The 18,430-nt window shown below is 43.5% G+C and carries 14 protein-coding genes and 1 other RNA gene; 7 read left to right on the plus strand and 8 right to left on the minus strand.

The features are described 5' to 3' along the window. Positions 1-35: 35 nt before the first annotated feature. Positions 36-9,941 (minus strand): InlB B-repeat-containing protein, encoded by a 9,906-nt coding sequence (locus tag HXT56_RS03925; protein ID WP_421777781.1) that lies wholly within the window; start codon positions 9,939-9,941, stop codon positions 36-38. A gap of 724 nt (positions 9,942-10,665) precedes the next feature. Here HXT56_RS03925 and ssrA point away from each other — a divergent pair. Together ssrA and HXT56_RS03935 are read left to right on the plus strand one after the other, a co-directional pair. Beyond that, positions 10,666-11,062, plus strand: a transfer-messenger RNA (tmRNA) gene (gene ssrA / locus HXT56_RS03930). A 232-nt stretch (positions 11,063-11,294) separates the two neighbouring features. After that, positions 11,295-12,746, plus strand: coding sequence for a tyrosine-type recombinase/integrase (locus HXT56_RS03935; RefSeq protein ID WP_421777782.1), 1,452 nt, complete (start codon positions 11,295-11,297; stop codon positions 12,744-12,746). Between the two features lie 40 nt (positions 12,747-12,786). Here the strand turns inward: HXT56_RS03935 and HXT56_RS03940 are convergent, their stop codons facing one another. The 5 genes from HXT56_RS03940 to HXT56_RS03960 form a co-directional block, all read right to left on the minus strand. Then, positions 12,787-13,116 (minus strand): hypothetical protein, encoded by a 330-nt coding sequence (locus HXT56_RS03940; RefSeq protein WP_421777783.1) that lies wholly within the window; start codon positions 13,114-13,116, stop codon positions 12,787-12,789. Further along, positions 13,109-13,606, minus strand: a complete 498-nt coding sequence (locus HXT56_RS03945) for a Panacea domain-containing protein (protein ID WP_421777784.1) — start codon at positions 13,604-13,606, stop codon at positions 13,109-13,111. Before HXT56_RS03945 ends, HXT56_RS03940 begins: the two co-directional genes overlap by 8 nt. A 99-nt stretch (positions 13,607-13,705) precedes the next feature. Then, positions 13,706-14,095: an ImmA/IrrE family metallo-endopeptidase gene (locus HXT56_RS03950; protein ID WP_421777785.1), complete on the minus strand. Its 390-nt coding sequence runs from the start codon at positions 14,093-14,095 to the stop codon at positions 13,706-13,708. A gap of 131 nt (positions 14,096-14,226) precedes the next feature. Continuing rightward, entirely contained in the window at positions 14,227-15,453 is a 1,227-nt protein-coding gene (locus HXT56_RS03955; protein ID WP_421777786.1) for a DUF262 domain-containing protein, read from the minus strand. A gap of 114 nt (positions 15,454-15,567) precedes the next feature. Next, complete coding sequence (locus tag HXT56_RS03960; RefSeq protein ID WP_421777787.1) at positions 15,568-16,008, minus strand: helix-turn-helix domain-containing protein; 441 nt, start codon at positions 16,006-16,008, stop codon at positions 15,568-15,570. Between the two features lie 87 nt (positions 16,009-16,095). Here HXT56_RS03960 and HXT56_RS03965 point away from each other — a divergent pair, with 87 nt between their 5' ends. Both HXT56_RS03965 and HXT56_RS03970 read left to right on the plus strand, forming a co-directional pair. Further along, positions 16,096-16,365 (plus strand): helix-turn-helix domain-containing protein, encoded by a 270-nt coding sequence (locus tag HXT56_RS03965; RefSeq protein ID WP_421777788.1) that lies wholly within the window; start codon positions 16,096-16,098, stop codon positions 16,363-16,365. Then, entirely contained in the window at positions 16,359-16,691 is a 333-nt protein-coding gene (locus HXT56_RS03970) for a hypothetical protein (protein WP_421777789.1), read from the plus strand. The genes HXT56_RS03965 and HXT56_RS03970 overlap by 7 nt, the downstream gene beginning before the upstream one ends. Before the next feature lie 156 nt (positions 16,692-16,847). Here the strand turns inward: HXT56_RS03970 and HXT56_RS03975 are convergent, their stop codons facing one another. After that, the gene (locus HXT56_RS03975) at positions 16,848-17,438 is read right to left on the minus strand and encodes a hypothetical protein (RefSeq protein WP_421777790.1); all 591 of its coding nucleotides are present in this window, start codon (positions 17,436-17,438) and stop codon (positions 16,848-16,850) included. Between the two features lie 32 nt (positions 17,439-17,470). Here HXT56_RS03975 and HXT56_RS03980 point away from each other — a divergent pair, with 32 nt between their 5' ends. The 3 genes from HXT56_RS03980 to HXT56_RS03990 are packed head-to-tail and all read left to right on the plus strand — an operon-like array spanning position 17,471 to position 18,257. Then, positions 17,471-17,827 carry a hypothetical protein gene (locus HXT56_RS03980; RefSeq protein WP_421777791.1) on the plus strand — a complete coding sequence of 119 codons (357 nt, stop codon included), beginning with the start codon at positions 17,471-17,473 and terminating at the stop codon, positions 17,825-17,827. After that, positions 17,827-18,033, plus strand: a complete 207-nt coding sequence (locus HXT56_RS03985) for a hypothetical protein (protein ID WP_421777792.1) — start codon at positions 17,827-17,829, stop codon at positions 18,031-18,033. Before HXT56_RS03980 ends, HXT56_RS03985 begins: the two co-directional genes overlap by 1 nt. Further along, entirely contained in the window at positions 18,030-18,257 is a 228-nt protein-coding gene (locus HXT56_RS03990) for a hypothetical protein (RefSeq protein WP_004137874.1), read from the plus strand. The genes HXT56_RS03985 and HXT56_RS03990 overlap by 4 nt, the downstream gene beginning before the upstream one ends. Here HXT56_RS03990 and HXT56_RS03995 read toward each other — a convergent pair. Beyond that, positions 18,254-18,430, minus strand: coding sequence for a hypothetical protein (locus HXT56_RS03995; RefSeq protein ID WP_421777793.1), 177 nt, complete (start codon positions 18,428-18,430; stop codon positions 18,254-18,256). The two genes, HXT56_RS03990 and HXT56_RS03995, sit on opposite strands and share 4 nt — an antisense overlap.

An 18,430-nucleotide genomic window follows, 5' to 3' on the forward strand; every position in this document is an offset into this window, starting at 1 on the left:
TCACGTCGGTTAGCTTTCTCGGTTAGCTTTCTCGATTAGCTTTCTTTAGACCGACGCTTGCGATGGTGCTTACCAGTTTTTGTTATGGAAATACCGAGTGCGGCGAGCGCTGCGGACCATGCGGCAGCTGCCATTGCGGCAGTTGTATCGCTACCAGTGTTGGCGAGCTTCGGCTCCGGCTTTGCTTCCGAATCCGGCTTTGCTTCCGAATCTGGCGTCGTGACTGAATCTTCCGGCAAGGCATTTGCGCCTGGAAGCGGGCACTCGCACGGATCAAGATTCGCACAAGATCCCTGATCTGGCGTTTGCTCATCATCCAAATCGATGTCGAAGTCCCAATCTGGCGTCTCATCCTCTTCTGGGGTTGGCTCCGGAGTTGGCGTTGGCTGCGGTTCCGGCGCTGGTTCAGGCGTTGGCGCTGGCTCAGGCGTTGGCTCAGGAACCGGAGCTGGCGGCAACGGAACCGGCTTGTACTCAGGAATCACATCAATTTCCATAGTAACTTCCGCTTCGCGACCGTACTTGTCGGTAGTAGTAAACTTTAGCTCAACTTTTGGCTGGTTGTTTACAATCTTCGGAGTTCCGGAAATCGTGCAAGCAGTGTCAGCGCATTTTGCGCTAATGCCGTTTACAGAATCCTTAACCTGGGAAACTAAATCATTAATAGTTACTTCCTTGCCGTCTACCGTAATCTTTGTATTATTAGTATCCGGCGTTCCGTCAGCATTAAGATTACCTTCAGTCATATTTTGCAATCTGAAGTTCGTTAAAATACCTTCGCGAGCAGAACCACTAAGCTTAAACTTCATAGGCTTCATCTTCTCGAAGTTTGCAGTAATAGTGGTTTCAGTTTCTGGGAACGCCATTGCAATATCAGCATCAGTAATACCTGCTTGCAAAAGCAAACTCTTCAAAAGTTCAATACTTGAGTTCTTGGAGCTGCGAATTATCTTTGCCGCATACGACTTTCCTAATACTTGCGCAGCATTAGCTAATCTATCACGACGCGCAGCGTATCTCATATCCTTGATATTTATAGCTTCAGCAAGAATATTCTTTATAGCCGCAAATGTAGAATTCTTAGAATTGCGAATTATATTAGCAGTGAACGGCCTACCATAGTGTTCAGCAATCTTAGCTAACATTTCACGCTCAGCATCAGTTGACTTGTGATTATCGGCATTATTATGAATAGTATCAACATGTTTGATAGAGTAAGATACTTTCTCCCAATTCTTGAATGTGTAACCTTTGTTAGCACGCACGTCCGGAATATAATTATTTATTTCAGACATTCTATCTTTACGCACCCAGTATGTATGTACTTGTGACTGCATAGTTCCGCCATTGCCAGCTACATACGTTACCTTCGTGTAGTTTTCTAAAATAAACTTTCCTGCTTGACTGTTACTTGAAGGTAAATCTCTCTGCGCAATCACATTCGGAAGCACTTGAATAGGTACATTTTCATAACGTACTACCTTTGTGCCCGTCTTATTTGGATCTTCTTTTTCAATCCTCACTCTAACAGTGGTAATGCCAGGCTTTGTAATACGAACAGAATTTGCTCCAGAAGAATAAGCTACACCCGCACCATGCATGCCCGCAATCTCTAGTTGATCAGGCTTAACACCAGATACAAGTTCACTAGCCGAAGGCACTTCGTCTCCAACGCTTCTAACAAACTGAGATACATTCACAGGCATATCAGCAGTCTGATTTGCCACATATACGCGAATTTGTCTATTCTTATTTGTGTCAGTTATCGGAACAGGCTTGTTGCCTGCATCATAAACTTCCCACTTGCTAAAGCTCTTAAGCTGTTTCTTCAACTCATTAGTTTTGCCAGTAACGTCATCATCATACTTAGTACTATCTGACTTGAAGTAGATAACTTTCGGCTTGTATGAGCCATCCTCCCACTTCCTTCCGAAAGCTGGTAAGAATACGTATGGCACGTAGTTATCTGGAATTTTATCCTTACTCTTTGCGTCGATGACATTATTCACCTTTTCGTACGCTGCCTGAAGTCTTGCATTGGTTTTGAATTTCCACTTTTTAACTTCTTCGGAAGTGTAGATTTTATCATTTTCTGCATTATTTACATTTCCTACATTACTTTCATTAATTGTCGTAGGAGTTGTAGCATCTGTAACTAAGAATGTCGTAAATGGCATAGCAGTAAACGCACTACGGACTGAGCTAGGATGTGTTGCGTCATGTTCTGAAGGAACGGTCGCACTACTAGTCTGTGCAGTTCCCTTAATAGTTTTGCCAGAAGCGTCTATAATCTCACCTTCTATTAGCTTCCAACCTCTAAACACGTAATGGTATCCATCAGCGTCATAATCCTTGCCAACAGCTTGCGGAGCTTTTACGCCAGCAACGCCACTATTTTCATCATTCGCAACCTTTTTAAGAACGTAGTACAGCTTAGTCGCATTATTATCAAGGATGCCCTGGTCTTTATTATTAACTTGCTCGGCATTTATAAAGTTGACCTTAACATACCTATCTTTATTAAGAACAAGGTCACGCTCTGCAGCAACACCAGTAAGAGTAGTTTCAGTAGTAGTACCAGGCTGAGAACCACCACCAGGCTGCTGAGAACCAGGCTCAGTATGACTATCAGGCTTCGGTAGGCTCTTATCGTACATCAACTGGTAAATCACCTTAAGACGAGCAACGCGCTTATACTTTTTAGGTTCCACTCCGTCCTTGTAATTGACTGTAATCCTTAGAGGCACAGTATACAAAGAAGGCTTCTTAAGCATTTCTTTCTCAAAGTCTTCTGGCTTCTTACCATCTGGCAAATCGTATTCGACTTTTACATCTTTTACAATCTTTCCATCCTTATCTTTTACAATCTCTCCATCCTTCTTGACAGCTTCTGCTTCTTCCTCCAAAGCAGCAAGATTTGTCAAATAATCTTTTAACTTCGGAAGCGTGTCACGCTTATCTTGCACAGCAACCAAGTAATCAGTCTGCACTTCTGGCTCTGTCCAAGGAGTTTGATCTGCCACGAACTCTTGGAATGGCTTATCAACTTTCCAATCCGAAACATTGTCTATAGGCGTTACTTCTTCTTTGCCATTAATCATGCTGCTTCGATTCCAAGTGCCAATAGCATTGGTTAGGTTTTCTTTAAGCCTCGTCAATGCACTAGTAGGGTCATCAGAGCTGTAAGGAATTTTCGAAAGATCAGTGCCCTTCTTTACGTAGAACACCTTAGGGCCGTCTGTTTTGTCCTTCCACTTTCGTCCTGGCGCAGGCTTGAATATTGCAATTACAGAATCTTCTGGAACTGTTCCGTTGTCGGACGAGCTGGAGAAGTAGTCGATTCGCTTGTAAATAGCGTGGTAAGTTACGCCGTTGTCTAACTTGACGTTCTTGTAGCGGTCGCTTGAATTTATGTCAAACTTCTGCTCTGGATTCGGATTCTCAGTAGTCGGCTCTACAACCTTAGTCGCCCAGCCCTTAAACACGTAGTGGTAATTATTGTCACTGTGATCCTTACCGAAAGCTTGCGGCACGCGGATTCTAACATCCTTACCTTTATAAACGTAAGCAGTAAGCGTAGTTTCTTCGCCAGTAGAAGTATCAGCATTATCGCTATCGTGGCCAATAAGCTTGCCTTCATCATTCTTGCCGGTAAAGGTAATTGGAACGTAGTCCTTAGCATTATTGCTGCCGTAGTCGCTTTTGCTGAACTTATCCCAATCGCTTTCGTACACCAAATCCGGCAGCACGCGGTACAGCACTTCAGTTTCAGCAGTGTTTCCATCAAGCTTCACTTGCACTTTAATCTTGTGTAAGCCTGGAGTGCTGTCAAACTTTTGGCCAGGCGCAAAGCTGAACTTAGCGTTACTTGGATACTTATCAGCATTCTTTATAAGCTCTTTAGCTGAATTATCATCCAGACTCAAAGCATCTGTTGGCTTCAAAACCTTAGTATCGATTGCAACAGGAGCTTTTAGCTTGAATTTAACAGTGTAAATTACTTCAGGGCTATTCTGCTCTTCGGAGCGAATCGGCAAACGATTTACGCCGGGAGCATACTTAAGCGTCGCAGAGCCAGCATCAGACGAACCGATTTGCGAAGTCCAGACATCAAACTCATATCCAGGCTTCGCTTTAACTGTTGGAAGCGGCATCTGATATGCCTTCGTGCCCTTAATCGCATCGTACACAAGAGCAGAGCCGTCAGCTACCTCACTTCCTTGCCAGTCAACAACGCTACCCATAGAGATTTGACCATCAGCCACTTTGAACACGTAGCGCGTGTAGTTATCCGGTCGAGCTGGGAGAGGTGGGAGAGGTGGGAGACCTGGTCGAGCTGGGCGAACTGGGCGAACTTGATTTTCGCCCTTGCGCTTAAGCACGCGAACGTCTTTATATCTGAAGGTGTATGTTTTTTCGCCAATCTGCTTGCCATCTTCGTCAGTAGCGTATTCAATATTCTGCTGCGTACTTTCCGGCATAAAGCCTTCAATCGGCTTGTAGAATGCTACGTCGTACTTTCGATTTACAGAGCTGACTTCGCTTTCTGGAAGAAGATCCTTGCCGTTTTGATCAATATACTTTACCTTATACTTGCGCGTATTGTACGTTTGGTAAATAAACTCGCCAGTATTCTGTTTCTCATGGCTCGAGGCTTCAAAGCTTGTGAACTGCTTATCTGGAAAGTGTGTTTCGTCACTGTAGACTGCTTCCGCATTGTAGCGCAAATGCTCACGCAAGCCGGAAACAGTTTGAGTAGAAACGTGGTCCACCATCGCGGCTTTTTGTGCGTCTGGAAGACCCTCTTTTTTATAGTCATCAAACGTGTACCCAGGCTTTAAGAATATGTGCTTAAAAGTACCGTTGTAGCGAGTATCCTTAACCCACACTGCATGAAGCGTTATATCTTCGACTACTTTGTTGCCGAAAGCGTACGGAAGTTTTGTGCCGTTCTTGTTAATCTCCCAGCCGTAGAAGTCGTAGCCTTTGCGAGTTGGAACCTTTATATCTTTATTTTCCTTAATAACATAGTAGTGATCGAACTGCTGTTTCGTAACTACGTTTGTTCCAGATTTCTCTTTGCCGTTTCCGTCAATTTCAGGCATATGGTAGTCAAGCGTTACAGTGTGCTTAATACCTTCTGGCTTACCCCACGCAGCGTAAAGCTTAATGCCGTTGACTGGCACTGTAATATCTTTGTCTTCGCCATTTATAAACCGAGTGCCGGCTTGATCAACAGCCCAGCCCTTAAAAACGTAGTCTTCCGGCAAATAATCAGGGCGAACGATGGAGTAAGTTTTGCCGTTAAGCGTGAAAGTGTACTTGCCATCTAACTGCTTAGACGTATCGTTAGCATCGTCTTTAGTTACAGAAGCATCGTAAGACTTAACGTTGCCATTGTCGTAGTACAAGTCTGCGTCTTTGCCCTTCAATTTAGCATTGCCGCGCTTGGTCAAGCTATACTCAAACGGCAGTTTTTCTTTAGCAACATCGCTACTACCAGTACCAGCACTTATAGCATTGCCGTCCGCATTATAAAACTGCACAAAGTACGACTTGCGCTTGTATTTAAATACAAGGGAGCCGTTTTCCTCATATTCTGTTGAGTCTTCGCCTCCACCAGCTAAGTGATTACGGAAGACTACATGGTACTTTTCCTTAAAAGCTTCTTTAGCATCATCTTCTAGATCATCCCAGTCTTTTTTTTCATCATCATTTTCATATTCAATAGAATGTGAATATAATTTTGTTAATAGCTGATTATCAAAATCATCACTATCATATTTCTTTATACGACCCGTCTTTTTAACAGAGTTAAAACCAGCCATGGATGAAGACTTATGATCGTATGTAGGGTTATTAGTATCATCTTTGCTATACGAATCTGTTGAAAGCACATAATCATCATTGTCTGAATCATTGTCTGAATCATCGCTTGAATCATCGCTTGAATCATCGCTTGAATCATTGCCTGGATTATTGCCTGGATTATTGCCTGAATCATCGCCTGAATCATCGCCTGAATCATTGCCTTTTTTAGCAGAGGCAATACTTTGCTTTTCAATGATTACCTGAATAGGCATAACCTGGTCATTATTGGTATCAGCTGTAATCAGACGCTGATTATCTTTTAGCTCGTATGTATTATTTGGATCACTATCAGGATTATCACTAATTTTAAGCTTGTGCTTATTACCCACTACACGGAATTTAGGGTCAGCAAATTCTTTTTTAGTAAAACGATACGGAGGAGTGTCACGAAACTCTACTTCCCCTGCATATCCAATACGCCACCCAAGAGAGCCTGTATCTTCACCAAAATCTAATTCATTTACATCAGGCCAAATTTCAGTAAGACTCTGACCGTAACGAACCTTTACGCGGTAACCTTTGTGGTTAATTGTATTGCCATCATCATCTTCGTTATTATCATCATAATTCGTTGAGCAATTGCCGCCGCCAGCATAGCAATAAATAGTTGTTTTGCCGTCTTTGTCTTTTCTTTTTATAGCAGCATTGTTTAAACGCTCAGCATCTTCTGAAGATTTAAGTACAGCAGGCTTAGCAAAAATAAGCTCGTACTCTTTGCGGTCGTAAACTAAGTTAAGAGTGTTGTTTAAGTCGTCCGCGCAAAGCTGCGATTTACTGCGTTTGCCTAAATCTGGGCGACCTGGCACAAAATCATGTTGCTCACTGTTAAGTTCTTTAGTAAGCTTCTTATTCACATGGAAGTAGCGCGTGAATAAATCCTTGCCTTTGTTTCCAGCGACACCAGGATTCTCAGTATCATACCCTTCTAAGCTTGTTACAGGCGTTTCGTCCATCCAGTTGAACTTTGCAATTAAGCCGGTTTTGTGTTCAGAATCTGTACCCTGCAGCTCTTCTCTAGTTAAGCCAAGCTCTGGGTTCTTTACATAATCAGTTTCGTCTGTGCCATTAAGCTTACTAGCATCATCAACAACGCCAGCATCATTCATCTTATCAAGCGCAACTTTACTGTCTGTTTGCACATTCTTGCGCTCAACAAGACCAACAAAGTCGTAGTTTGCAAGCGAATCCGGATGCTCTTTATCAACCAAATCCGCTTTTTGCACCCACACATTCACGCGGTAGCTGGTAGTATTGTTAGCATCCCAATTAGCGCGGAATTGCACATTGTGATCCGGCATCTTGAAGTCATCAAGAGAAGCGATAGTAGTATCATCAACATAGAGCGGATTATTCTTTTTGCTAGGATCGACTACAGACCAACCCTTAAACGTGTAACCGCGCTTAGTTGGGTTCGTAACTGGTGGTACAGGTTGCTGGTAATACACTTTTTGAGCAGTAACATCCGTGCCACCATCAGTGTCGTAAGTAACATCGTAAGCCTTACGGTAGTAGCGAAGGTTCAAAATCAGCTTGTCGCTTTCACTATCCGAATCCGAAAGCGGTGAGCTAATAAGATTGTGCTCTGGTTCGTAGCCTGGAATATACGTTGAAATAGCGCTTACATTAGAGCCAACTGTGCCCGTAATCTCCGTAACGTGTATTCTCTCAGTACTGCCATCCTTATGCGTTACAGTAATTACTTTGCCTATACCCAAATTTGGAGCATCGTAGAACTTATCCTTATGATTGAGATCCTGCAACAAGTGACGCACATAGTACTTAGCTGTTTTAGGAGCGTAGTTTATGTTCAGCTCGCCGTAGTACTGAATGCCGTCTTCTGATTTTGGCTCTGTAGAGGACGAAGATTGCGGATTTGTAGTTGCTTGAGATGATGAGGTTTGCGGAGCTTGAGCGCCGTTATTACCTCCAACAGCCGGCCTTTCTTTTACAGCGTAATCAGTAATCAGCTTTTTGTCCAAACGCAAGTAGCGAACAGCATCCGCATCCGTACCGTCGTCAATAACAAACTTGCTGTTATCTCCCTCACCTTTTTTAACGTAGTACTGGTAATCACCAGAATGATATACGGACGGGCGGTATCCAGCAGCCTTTGGAAGCTCAATGTATTCGTACTTGCCATCTTTGCCAAGATTATCGAAGCCGTCTTTGTCAATCGTAAGCTCATACGGCTGCACAAGCTGCTTATTCGCAGCGCCACCAATCGTGTAGCGAACTTTCAAATTGTACGTAGCTTTTGGCTTTTTGTCAGTTTGTACCTGTGCGTTGGCAGTTGTCTGGTTATCAGCCGTTGGATGCTGCTCATTCGGCTTAATTACCTGGCTGTTTGGATCAGTTGCTGTGTTTGTTGCACCAGCGTTTGGAGTGCCAGCAGCAGGTGTAGAAGTAGGTGAAGGCGTTGAGCTAGGAGCTGAAGGCGTAGCGCTTTTATCTTCGCCTGCACCTTGTGCACCTTGCCCCCCTTGAGCATTGGCATTGCCTTCTGCACTTGGGGTCGCTGCAGTTCCAGCACCAGCATTAGATGCTGTACTTGCAGGAGTTACAGGAGTAGACGGTGTAACTGTATTAGCTGCAGGGGTCACAGCAGGAGATGTAGGCGCATTATTTGCAGAAGGTTCAGCAGGAGATGCAGGCGCGCTTGTTGTTGTAGTAGGTACACTACTCCCGTCGGAAGCACTATCGCCGCTCCCAACAGACCTACGAACACGCCTCCTTGACGCATTTGCAGCACTTACTGTATTCGTATTTTCTTCGTGAGTGCTTGAAGGTTGTGCGCTTGTATTCTGCTCGCTTGCAGGTTTCGCGCTTTCAGCATTTCCAGGCTGCGAGGCTGCAGGCTGCTTATTTTCAGCGTGTTCAGACTGCGCTGGCTTTTGATTTGACTCAGCATTTGTTTCCGGCTGCTTTGTTTCTGCCGGCTTCGCATCCGGCTTTACTTCTGTTGGCTTTGCAGCAACAGGCTGCGTCTGCTGAGACGGCTGCGCGCTATTAGCTGGTTGTGCAGACTGCGGCTCTGCCGGAGTCTTCGCAGCTGGCTTTACCTCTGGCTGATTCGTAGCTGCCGGCTTTGAAACTGCCGTATTCTCAGCAGCCGGCTTTGAAACTTCCGGCTTCACAGCAGGAGCGGCAGCAGGCGTAGCCGCGGCCGGCTTAGCAGACGCAGGCGGTACAACGGGTGCAACAGGTTGCGCTACATGATTATCGGCAACATTTACGGGAGCAGCAGGCACAGTAACAGGCTTAGTTGGCTCAGCAGCAGGCGCAGTAATAGACGTATTTGCCGGCACACTTACCGCATCGGTCACAGACTTAGGTTGGGTCTGCTGCACTGCAGAACCCTGAATCTTATCCTTTATTTGACTACTAGATTTCTCCGTCGCTGGCTTCTGCACTTCTTGCGTACGCTGAACAATCTTATCCCCAGCATCCTTAGCAGATCTACGTGAATGTACGCTCACACTACTATCACGCGAAGCAGTATCATCGGCAGAAGTATGCTCAACGGAAGCACCTTCTGCAGAAACATGCTCACCTACGCGCAAACCAGTCAAATCTGAACCGCTAAAACCAGCTCCAAGCAAAGCAGACTTGCCAGCAGCAGAGCCACGCAATCCCAAATCATTGCGCTTCCCAGCACCAGACGCATCAACCTCACCAGCATTATGAGAATCAGCACTCTCGCCGGATTTTGCCAACTCACGAAGAGACGCAGCCCTAAGCGCCTCCTCCTCAATAGCCTTACGACCAAGATCCACCAACCGCTTAGTCTGCACACTCTTGTTCAGCACGCCAGCGCCCCAACGCTGCATGTTCAATTCGTCAGAATCAGGCCTACCCTTGCCCATTTTTCGCGTCGCACTAGACGCATTAACAATATCTTTTTGGGTAGGTTGCAGCGCAGAAGCCACAACCGACGGCAGCATCATAGCCAAAGTCGAAGCGACAGCAACACCGGCAACACCAGTGCGCAGAGCACGAGAACGCTTCACGGCATGAGCCTTACGAAGCGTTTTCTTTGGTGATTTACCATGCAAATTACTACGATCTACCATCAATTCTCCTTATTCCAATCCATCTCAATGCAGCGCATACTGTGCCTCAATATGCCGTAACCAGCCCACACATACGTACCATACATTAGTACAGTATGCATACGTAAAATAAACAAACGCTACATGCTTTCACGCAATACCGCCAACCTATTGCATAAGCATGCACGATCAACTCATCTATGTGCGAGAGATGTGCGCAATACACACAGCTCACACGCACTATGCAAAACTGCAATACTCGAAGTACCTTGTCTATAATACACCAAAATGCGTACCCCCCCCCCATAAAATTTTGTGAAAAATGACACATTTTTACAGCAATCCTAAAAAATACGCAAAAGTCAATAAATATCCGGAAAATGTTCCAAAAAAACGCTGATGTAGCAACAAAACCCGGAAAATCAGCTACAAAAGCTGAAGAAAATTCCGGCAAATGTTCCACAAAAAACGATTTTCCCTTTACAGCGTTGTAAAGAAACTAACGAAATCACGCCAAAAAGCGACAGTTACTTTACAGCGGTGTATAGAAACTAACGAAATCACGCCAAAAAGCGACAGTTACTTTACAGCGGTGTATAGAAACTAACGAAATCACGCCAAAAAGCGACAGTTACTTTACAGCGGTGTATAGAAACTAACGCTCGCAATATATGATACAATGTAAAAATGTGTGCTTAAGCGCAACAAATGTGCTTTAACGCAACGATTGTTTGAAAAATCAAAAGGGGTCGATCGGTTTCGACGGCGATCTGTTCGCCGCGGGGAAGCGTGCCGAGAACGCGAAAGTCCACTCGTAAACGTCCTTTCGCAAAAGAATAAGTGCTAAATCTAATCGCACTGAGTTCGCTCTCGCTGCCTGAGCTTCGCGCCAGGATTAACCAGTGAGCAGCCGCTCCGTTCACCCACTCACGTCTTCGGAGTAGTGCTGAACGTCATTAGAAGACTTGCTTGAATTGCCGGGCTGCAGGGCAATTCAGGGACTTTTACTGTAGATATGCTCGCCATGAATTGTCTGCGATAACATGGGGGCAGAAAAACTGCCGCACGGCCAGTAGACTACGCACGTAGAAGACCGAGGGTACGGTCACCGGACCGGGGTTCAATTCCCCGCGACTCCACAAACGCAAAAACGCCACTGCTCAAACAGTGGCGTTTTTTGTAGCAAAACCCAACGTTTCCAATACTTAAGACTCAAAAGCTTTTAATATTGAATTGTGCAAAATAATACATTTTGATACGATATAATACATTATGAGGGGCATTATATAGGGCATTGAAAAATGACCTTCAGAAAATCAATGCCCCTCATTGCCCTAAGTGCTAAAAATTGGTTAATGCGAAGGGGTATGCATTATGGCACGGCGTAGTTTTGGAAGGCTCAAAAAAGTAACACGATCATACGGCGCTGCATACGTTGCACGCTACTCAACGCCGCCAGCAGCCTTGGCAGAAAACCCGTCACTACCAAAAGAATTTACTCGAACATTGCCAGCAGCCTACCGCGTAGAACTAGAAGCATGGCTTGCTCAAGCAGAAAAAGAAATAGCATTAGGCACATGGACACCACCAGCCAAAATAAACCGTCACGAGATAGATAAAAGCTCAATTACATTCGCACAGCTAGCAGACGACTATATGCAAAATCAGCGTAAACCAGACGGTAGCAGACTGGAAGAAACTACGCAATCACACAAAGAAGGACGATTGCGCAACTACCTACTACCAGCATTTGGAGAAAGACGCATCAAAACAATCACAAGCAAAGACATACAAAACTGGTACGACGCGTTCGACTGCGACGAACTTACAGGAAGAAACACAGTAGCACGATCGCACTGCTACACACTGCTTAGAAGCATATTCAATTACGCTTGTGCAAAAGAAGTAAACGCAGCTGGAGAAACACTACTGCAACGCAACCCTTGCACACTCAAACTCAAAAAGCCACGCACAAGGCACGAAAGCATTGCCATCAGCATTGCGCAACTCGTTGATATATACAGCATGATGGCACCACATTTGCGCATCGGAGTTATGCTAGCTGGAGCGTGTGGATTGCGCGAAGGAGAATGTTGCGCACTCACCAGAAGCGATGTAGACCTTGACGCAATGACAATCAGCGTCAACAAAAGTCTAAAAAGCATAAACCACATAGGGCAAAAACGGCGTCTTGAAGTAGGCAAACCAAAAACAGCAAGCAGCATAAGAAAAGTACCAATACCAGAATGGACGCGCGAATATTTTGAAATACACATGCGGCAACAAATGCCAAGCGGGAAACTGGATGAGCTGATTCTACATACTCGCACGCCTAGAGCGTTCGTTGCACCAGCAAGCCTTAGAGAAAGCTTCAATCGAGCAATAGCACACATGCCATCGCTAAAAGACATGCACTTCCACGACCTTCGGCACACCGCGCTCACACACTATGGAGAAGCTGGCGCAAGCCTTGCAGAGCTCATGGAAGTCGCAGGGCATAGCGATATTAAAACCGTGTCCGTATATCAGCAAATCAGCCAAGCACAACGCAAAAGAACATCAGCCAGACTTAACGAACAAGCAAAAGAAGAACAACTCGGCATAAAACCACAAAACGTAGAAATGCAAAAAACTGTAGGGCCTACACAAAATCATGTAGAACTTATACAAAATCAAGAAAAAGACCCACTCATAGCAGTACTAGCAGCACTCACACTAGATCAGCAAGTAACAACGCTCAAAGCAATAGACAAAACTAGGCAAGCTACAATAATTAGCCAAATGCCGCCAGAAAATCAAATTCAGCTACTTTCACGGCTACTTTAGACTAAAAATACGCAAAAAAGGCGCTGAAAATGCAAAAATCTTAATTTTTATTACTATTGCTTGTACGTCCAAAAAGAAATCCCATAGCAGTTAATGCAAATGTCTTAAGAATGTCAATACCCATGTTTGCAGTAGATCGAGCATCTTTACAGAAACAAGCAATAAGAATAAGAATGATTATAAACAATACGCATATATTGATTAATGAAGACGCGCTACTGTTTTTGAAATTTTCCATACTCCAAGCATGTTTTTGAGCTGGAGTAATACTTTGCGTACGTAAACTATCATCGTTATTATTGAGCTGATTATCTTCTTTGTTAGCAGGAGGCTCATCTTCTGTAATATTATCAGGTATAGCGTTAGGCATTTTCAAGCCCCATAACGTCATCGAACGTATAATCGTGGGTCATATCATTCTCATTAATATAGAGTTCTTTCTTTTCATAAGCTTTACTCCATGCAGAATCTTTACGATGAGTAATACGGCTTAATGCCACAGCCGACATATTGCGCATCATTCCCCAGACAAAATCAAGAACTTTTCTTAATTCTTTATTGTTATCTTCATCGATGCGGTACATGTTGCCAGCTGAATCTTTCCCATATTTACGTATAGGATTGCCTCTAAATACATGGAATTCATCGTAAACGCTACGGCACACTGGTCCATACTTCCATTGCTGGAAAGGCTCAGACAGTAAACGCTTGCGAGTTTTTCTTTGATATAAACACGTTACAAAATACAATAGCTTTTGCAGTTTCATTGGTGAAACGTCAACTTTATCGCGAAATGCACGCTGAAGAATATTGTTAGCTACCCACGTGGCATTAGCGCCAATGCCTTGTAATTCCTCCATACATACCACCTCATAGCAATCATATCAAATATTATAAAAGATATTCATTAAGAATCTTTAGCTATAAAAATAGAAAAAATCTATACGATAGGTAAGACATCACACGAGAACGGGAGTGGAAAGAAAAGAGCGATAATCCTGAATAACATCACAAGTAACACCAAGAGCCTCAGAAAGAAGCCAAATATCAGTGCCATACATTGATTCAGCAAGCTTGTAATCAACATCGCTAATAAGCCTAGAAGCCGTTATGCGCCTTGTACGAGTTTCAAAACGCGAATCAATTCCACAAGCAACATCACGATACTCAGCATGAACCAGCTCATGGCACAGCGTACACAAACGCTGATGATCAGCCAAATGCTCATCAAGAAGAATCAGTCTACAAGCGTCGTAGTAGTATCCGCACACACTACCAGAGAGTCTGCGCTCTTCCACTCGCACACCAAGACGCGCGGCATCATCATAAAGCGAATCAAAACGAAGCATAATGCAACCCCAACGAAATCAACACAATGCGTTATACTCAATGGAAATGGATTGGGAGTACTCGGTCGGCGAAAGCTCTAGGTGTGGGGCCTAGAGCTTTTTGCTTTTATTGTTTTGCACATCTCAAGTAACTACACGAGTGATTTATAATATTCTTCAGCAGCCTGAATAGATTCAGTAGCTAACAGCTTAATAATTTTCATAGCATGAGTAAAATCTGTTTTGCTTGTGCTGCGTGATGAAGCAGCATAAATAAAACGATACATCGAAGAACGAGTACTCACAAAATACTCTTTATTAAGACGATACTCATCTCCGAAATACTTAGAGAACGATACGTCATCTGAGTCACTAGAGTTAAATGCCGCTAGCCTTTGGGACAATCTGCATACGTAGGTTACTCTATCAAGAATCTTGCTAGTGTTATAAAAATCAGGGTCTAATAATCCTAGTCCAAACAATAATTTAGCAGTACGCTTATTTGACCTAGGTGCGGTAATCCCTGACGGCATATTCGCAATTCTGTTTATGGTTTCTTTTAAGCAAGAAGCATAGTGAACTTGCTTATCAGTTGGTTTGTGAAGATTCTCAACAAAGTTAATTGTCTTTGTATCTGCAGAATTGATTAAAATTTTATCAGACCACAATCCAATCATCGTATAATAAATCTTCTCAAGATCAGCACGCTGATACGTACCAGAAATCTTCTCCATAAAACCAACAGTATTTGAATCGTAAAAATATTGACTCAATGGATTATCTGGCATTGCATGAATAATTTCTCCAGCACGAAGTTTTTCTTGATTCTGAAGAACCTTAAAATAATCTCTAATTTGAGCAGGGTCTGCAGCTTGCATAGTATAAACAGGCAAGCCGTAAGAATTAAAATTCATTTGAATACTAGATGGCAAGTCACTATAAGATAAACGAGAGGCACGCATCATTTTTTCCATGCCTTCAGGATCAGACTTACCGACAATACCCTTGATTATTTCTTTAGCCTGGTCAGAATTTTTCTTACTAAGTCTATACCAATCATCTGAATCATCAATCCATTGTGAAACTTTCCCAGATTCAATAAAGCGCAAAATAGTAGTCAAACGTTGCTTACCATCAACCAGCTCTTGCCTAGCATTGCGAGAATTTGGGTGGTCGAGATTGTTAATAACAATATTCCCAATAGGATAATTAAGAATAATACTAAGAATCAGCTGGTCTTTATAATCATCAGACCAAATATAAGCACGCTGATAGTCAGGAGCTAAATCCAATCCATTAGCCTGCACATTTCGTATTGACGAAAGAATAGAAAGCATAGGTTGCACAGAACCCGTAATATTAATTCTCTGAAAAACCATAGTAACACCTTTAGAACCTACATAGAAAAAATGCTTAATTGCGGATAATTGCCATATTACTTTGTAGGTTCTACAAATTTTTGCACAGTGTAGAACCTACACAAAGTAATGCAATTAGTTGCGAGGGGTGGTGGATTCGAGGAATTTGTTAGGGTCGGTATGAGCCATAAGAGCAAACTGAGAAGGATCAGCAGCAATCAAGTCGGCAACGTGACTCACATAATCATCATCCAAGTTGTTTGAAGAATCAGAAGACGCATCAGAATCAGAAGACGCACTCGACTCGGGATTTGCAGATAGCTCTGGCTGCTCCATTTTCTTACGTAGCTCTCTTTGCATATAAATTTCAGCCTGTTTAACAAGTTCGTGCGGTTTTAAGTCAAAAACTTCAGCAAGTAGCGCCACATGACGCACATTTATATTTCTTTCACTTTTCAGCAGTCTCAACAATGTTCTTTCGTTGATTGTCGATTTTTCTGCTAATTCTTTAATGGTCAATCCAGCAGCAGCTCTTTCCGCTGAAATTGATTTTGCCATTGCTTCGTTTATGTCCATATGGTCATCATACAGCACGTATATAAAATAAAAAATGCCCACTCGGTCGGTGTGTCGAGATTGACAGTAGCCCAATTGGTCACTACTATGCAAGATATGGTCACAATTACTGCAGAAACAGTCGCAAATAATGTAAAGTATGCGTTGGAAGAATCTGGATTAACACTCTCAGAAACTGCTGAGAAAACTGGAATTCCGCGCACTACGCTTACACGCAGGCTTAAGTCTGCAAATACCTCACCTTTTGATGTGTCAGAACTTTTAAGGTTATCAAAAGTAACAAAGTATAGCATTGAAGACTTTTTTAAGCATAAGCAAGCTGCAATTGCAAGCAAAGAAAAGAGTCAACCATGTTAGACGGAATAAACCGCGTGCTCAACACAGACTGCGGCGTGGACACAGCCAAAGTCTTGGAACTCATAGCCGAATATCGCAACGCACTCGATCAAGAAGAAAACGCGCTCAACGAACTCGAAGAAGCGCGAGACAAGTGCCAAGCAATAAAGAAAGCTGAGCAAGCAGTCAGAGACGCGCAACAAAAATATCACGACGCGCTACAAGAACTTAACAAGCAGCAAGACAAATTCAACGAAGACAATACAGAGCTACTCTGCAAAGTCAGTGAAACGCATCACGCCAGTAAAGACGCAGAAACGCGACTACTCAACGAAATAGGGAGGTGAGAGGGATGAGAGGCAAATTAGCAATACAGCTTGTAGTCCTAGCTATTCAAGTCATATGCCTAATAATTCAATGGGCAGTGATTTGGGCAACAGAGCCAAAGCGTATGTATGAAGAAGCTGATGTAAAACACCAGCACGGTTTCAGAGTAGCAAAAGTTATGCCTCATGCCAATGAGTCAGCCTATAAAACCAAACAAACGGGCGATATGAACGCTTCTCAGGTATTGGATTATATGGTTGCAAATCAAACTTGCCTTCAAGCTCAATCAGCTGCGAAACATATTTATGGCAACGCACCGGCCGCGCCATCCACCGAACATGGAATCCGCTACGTTGGGCGTTCTTATGCCTATAAGCAACGACCAATACCGATTCACCACACGAAATACTCGCTAAAGACTCAGGTAAGAGGATTTTACGGAACCCGCGAGCGTCTACTACTCCCTCGACAGGCTCAACAATAAAAACATCACAGTCGATAGCAGAAAGAGATACATCAAATGCAACACAGTCCCCAGAATTCGTCAACTTTACAGCATAATCAGGCTGACCTCTCGTATACAACATATCCAATCCACGGAATTCAGGGAGTGCAGCTGCGAACGCATCAAAAGAATCAAAAGGCATAGAAACAAAGCACGCTTGAGGGCGGTTATGCCATGGCCACCAAACTGTGAAAATAGCGGAAACAACCGCGACGCCAGCAGAAAACCATGTTGCAGCATCGCCTAAATTATCAAAACTCATACACAAAAGTGTAAAGGAAGAAAGGAACAGAAATGGAAGAGACAGCAGTGGAAGTAACAAAGAGCAAGCAAGAGTACAAGAAGCTCAAGAAGATGCTTAAGAAAGCATATAAGGCTTCTGTTAAATGCAATCAGATGGATGCGTTCATAGAGAATGCAAAGAAGAATTTCCCTGGCTATATGGAAGCGTATGAAGCATATGACAAATCTTCTTACAATACTGAGGCTGCTCCACTTGCAGCATTGAAGCGCGTCTCCGCTGATTTTTATGAAGCGTATGCAGAGCAGTTGGATAAGTATTCCACAATAGCACGCAAAGCCTGCGATCTACGGCTTGATTTTGAAAAAATGCTTAATCACGCAGGAGAAAAGGAAAGCGAGGAAGAGTGATGAGCGAAGTAGGAGATTTAGCTACTGATTTGTGCAATGCGGCCGTAGAGAGAGCGGAAGCGCGATGCTTAGTGAAGCAAGCACATCATGCCCTTTCCGTCGCAAACAAGAAATACGCCAAAGCATTACGCGCTATAGAAGTACAAGTATGCGCAGATAACTACAAAAAAGACGTCGACAATTCGCAAGCAGAGGAAGAACAATGAGCGAGAACGGGGAGCCAGAAGTGCCAGAAGTGCCAGAATCACAAGGAACATATGAGCTAAAACACGCTCAGCAAGGAATTCATATGTACCACGTTATTGATGAGTGGGCAAAAGATAAGGTCACTGCATGCAAAAAACAAGCACAAGCAATGACCCCAATAATTGCTATAAGCGCATTAGTAGTAGCTCTACTAGCAGTAATAATTAGCAAACATAAATGCTAGTTTTGCAAATGTTTTGCAACTTGTTGAGCGCCAAACCCAATAAAATGCACAGCTTTAGCAAGTTCCCTAATTTCGCGGCTAGAAGCAGAATCTTGAAGGTCTGCAGCAATGCTAGTACCAAACTCTATATTGCCTATGCCTTCTTTAATTTCTTGCTGATTTAAATAATCCAT

This window comes from Gardnerella nova (genome assembly GCF_049244055.1).
In the GTDB taxonomy this organism is placed as follows: domain Bacteria; phylum Actinomycetota; class Actinomycetes; order Actinomycetales; family Bifidobacteriaceae; genus Bifidobacterium; species Bifidobacterium vaginale_H.

Coding starts and splice junctions, on each gene's coding strand:
- HXT56_RS03925 (WP_421777781.1), bottom strand. CDS start 9,941: ATGGTAGATCGTAGTAATTTGCATGGTAAATCACCAAAGAAAACGCTT.
- HXT56_RS03935 (WP_421777782.1), top strand. CDS start 11,295: ATGGCACGGCGTAGTTTTGGAAGGCTCAAAAAAGTAACACGATCATAC.
- HXT56_RS03940 (WP_421777783.1), bottom strand. CDS start 13,116: ATGCCTAACGCTATACCTGATAATATTACAGAAGATGAGCCTCCTGCT.
- HXT56_RS03945 (WP_421777784.1), bottom strand. CDS start 13,606: ATGGAGGAATTACAAGGCATTGGCGCTAATGCCACGTGGGTAGCTAAC.
- HXT56_RS03950 (WP_421777785.1), bottom strand. CDS start 14,095: ATGCTTCGTTTTGATTCGCTTTATGATGATGCCGCGCGTCTTGGTGTG.
- HXT56_RS03955 (WP_421777786.1), bottom strand. CDS start 15,453: ATGGTTTTTCAGAGAATTAATATTACGGGTTCTGTGCAACCTATGCTT.
- HXT56_RS03960 (WP_421777787.1), bottom strand. CDS start 16,008: ATGGACATAAACGAAGCAATGGCAAAATCAATTTCAGCGGAAAGAGCT.
- HXT56_RS03965 (WP_421777788.1), top strand. CDS start 16,096: ATGCAAGATATGGTCACAATTACTGCAGAAACAGTCGCAAATAATGTA.
- HXT56_RS03970 (WP_421777789.1), top strand. CDS start 16,359: ATGTTAGACGGAATAAACCGCGTGCTCAACACAGACTGCGGCGTGGAC.
- HXT56_RS03975 (WP_421777790.1), bottom strand. CDS start 17,438: ATGAGTTTTGATAATTTAGGCGATGCTGCAACATGGTTTTCTGCTGGC.
- HXT56_RS03980 (WP_421777791.1), top strand. CDS start 17,471: ATGGAAGAGACAGCAGTGGAAGTAACAAAGAGCAAGCAAGAGTACAAG.
- HXT56_RS03985 (WP_421777792.1), top strand. CDS start 17,827: ATGAGCGAAGTAGGAGATTTAGCTACTGATTTGTGCAATGCGGCCGTA.
- HXT56_RS03990 (WP_004137874.1), top strand. CDS start 18,030: ATGAGCGAGAACGGGGAGCCAGAAGTGCCAGAAGTGCCAGAATCACAA.
- HXT56_RS03995 (WP_421777793.1), bottom strand. CDS start 18,430: ATGGATTATTTAAATCAGCAAGAAATTAAAGAAGGCATAGGCAATATA.